This window comes from Alkalihalophilus lindianensis, assembly GCF_032843265.1.
Taxonomy (GTDB): Bacteria; Bacillota; Bacilli; order Bacillales; family Bacillaceae_D; genus Alkalihalophilus; species Alkalihalophilus lindianensis.
In genome coordinates, this window is sequence record NZ_JAWJBA010000798.1 from 1 (window position 1) to 247 (window position 247).

A 247-nucleotide genomic window follows, 5' to 3' on the forward strand; every position below is an offset into this window, starting at 1 on the left:
CCGGCCGGCTCGGTCTCACCGACGTCCGTTACATCCCGATCAGCGCCCTGGAAGGCGACAACGTGGTGCGGCCGAGCGACCGCACTCCGTGGTACGACGGGCCGCCGCTCCTCGAACTGCTCGAGAGTCTGCCGGCCGATCGCGCGGATGCGGATCTGCCGCTGCGCTATCCGGTGCAACTGGTGATTCGCGCCAACGGCAGCACCGCGGACGATTTTCGCGGGTATGCGGGCCAGGTGCGGTCGGG

Annotated in this window: 1 pseudogene; it reads left to right on the top strand. The window is 69.6% G+C overall.

From position 1 onward, the window contains the following. A pseudogene (locus tag RYX56_RS24375) lies at positions 1–247 on the top strand (adenylyl-sulfate kinase); the annotation flags it as partial.